This is a genomic window from Roseivirga seohaensis subsp. aquiponti, from assembly GCF_001267955.1.
GTDB classification, from domain to species: Bacteria; Bacteroidota; Bacteroidia; order Cytophagales; family Cyclobacteriaceae; genus Roseivirga; species Roseivirga seohaensis.
In genome coordinates, this window is the sequence record NZ_JSVA01000049.1 from 1 (window position 1) to 2,293 (window position 2,293).

Genomic DNA, 2,293 nt, shown 5'->3' on the forward strand with positions numbered 1-2,293 from the left:
TGCGTTTCCGCTAGCATTCAGCGACACTGAAATATTCTGGGTGATTACAGCAGGAGCAGTATTGTCAACCACAGTCACTGTAGCGGTAAACGAAGCAGTGTTTCCGCTCGCATCGGTTCCAGTCAAGGTAACAGTCTGCGCACCAACTTTAGAGCAATCAAATGAAGTTTTATCAATAGATAAAGTGAGGTTACAGTTGTCAGAAGAACCATTGTCAATATCGGCAGCGGTGATATTTGCATTTCCGTTGGCATCAAGCGCAACAGTAATGTTTTTTGCAAGAACAGTAGGGGCAGTATTGTCTTCTACATCCACAGTTATACTAAAGGTAGTTGTGTTACTTCCGTCAGTAGCTGTCCATGTAATTACTGTTTGTCCCACATTGAGGCTTACTCCAGATAAGTCAGTTCCCGCACCAGTGGTAGCACCAGTTAAGGCATAAGTTAGTGTAACATCTGCACAACCGTTATCAGTTACCGCAGGAGTAAACTCAGAACCTTGTACTTCATAAGTACAATCATCTGCATTTCTAACTACTGTACTACCTTCTTCGATCTCTGTAGTTGTTCCACTAGTGATTGTTCCACTGAAACCGAACATGTGGTTTTCACCAGATAGTTGTGTAAATGATTTACCAATTACCTGACCAGATATGTTGTTATGACTTGTCTTATTAATGAAAGCAAAAGGAGCGAATACAGTACCTATAATAGAGCCGTTTCCTTGAATTTTAACAGTTGTACTATTGTAGAAGTTGTAAAGGATGTATGGTGAAACGTGCTCTCCAATTCCTCCAGTATTATATACGTTCCAGTTGAAAGTACCAGGGTTGTTAACATTAACAATCAATATTTTGCTTTGGCTTGGCTGGTTATTAAAAGTGAAGACTGACACATTGTTAAGGTCTGCCCCAGTTACGTTCAATACGTTTAAACCATCTTGTAAATTGATTTTTACTTGATTTGGCAAGTTAGTATTGCTTATTGGCTGTCCGTTAGGGTTAGTCAAGTTAGCATTGTTAACCAACTGGCTCATTGATAACGCACTCGCTTCAAATTGAGCGAAAGCAGCGTCAAAGTCAATCACGTTAGATTGGAAAATCGGATTGTTAGAAGCGCTCACTCCAAGTTGCTGAGCATTAGCTTGCAAGTGAAGTCTTGGGCTGCTATTGTAGTTGTTATCCTTAGTAATACGAATAGGAGAGTTAGCACCATTCTGATCTTGGTACCATACTTTAGACCCGTTGGCATTACCAATTTTAACATATCCATTTTGGTTTACCTGAAGGGAGTTTCCATTGTTGTAGTTTACTTTTCCACCTACAACAAGTGTTACAGGTACATTACCTACTTTGAAGCTACCTTTACTATTGGTAGAAACCTGATAACTACCGTTAATTGACAGATCGCCTCCCAGTGCAACAGCGCCTTCTGTTTCATTATTTTTGAATGAGACATTATTTCTAACAAAGACATTAAAGTCCATTGCTGGAGCTGTTGGGTTTTGACTAATTACTGAGCCTGAAGTTGGATTAGTAAATACAGGGGCAGAAGAGTCTACCACAGTTACGTTTACTGTTTCGGTGGTTACATTTCCACTAGCATCTGTAGCTGTTACAGTAATAGTGTTTGTACCTAAGTCAGCGCAGTCAAAGCTAGTTTTAGAAATAGTAATGTTCACGCTTCCGCAGTTGTCATTTCCAACAGAAGTCACAACTTGACTTTGTGTAATTGTGGCGTTTCCATTGTCGTTTAATTCAACAGTAATACTGTTATTAACAGTGATTACTGGAGCGGTATTGTCGATAATAGTTACGGTTGCTGTGGCAGAGGCAGTGTTTCCACTGGCGTCTGTTCCAGTCAATATTACAGTTTGCGTACCGATATCATTACAGCTAAATGAAGCCTTGTCAACAGTTAATGTAAGATTGCAATTATCAGAAGAACCGTTGTCTATTTGAGCGGCTGTAATGTTAACGATTCCATTAGCATCAAGCGCTACAGTGATGTTTTTCGCAAGAACAGTAGGGGCGATGTCGTCAACAATGGTCACAGTAGCCGTTTTAGTGCTAGTATTTCCGTTGTTATCAGTTACCGTTAAGGTTACAGTGTTATCACCAAGGTTAGAACAGTCGAAGCTTGTTTTGTTTAACGTCATACTTGCAATTCCACAGTTATCAGAAGAACCGTTGTTGATCTGAGTAGCAGAGATGATTGCGTTTCCGCTAGCATTCAGCGATACAGAAATATTCTGAGTAATTACAACAGGGGCAGTATTGTCAACCACTGTCACT

1 protein-coding gene is annotated in these 2,293 nt (G+C 40.1%); it reads right to left on the reverse strand.

Annotation, left to right across the window (positions count from 1 at the left end; all coding sequences use genetic code 11):
- The coding region (locus tag OB69_RS18170) for a choice-of-anchor A family protein (RefSeq protein ID WP_157608637.1) at positions 1–2,293 on the reverse strand (2,293 nt) is incomplete at both ends.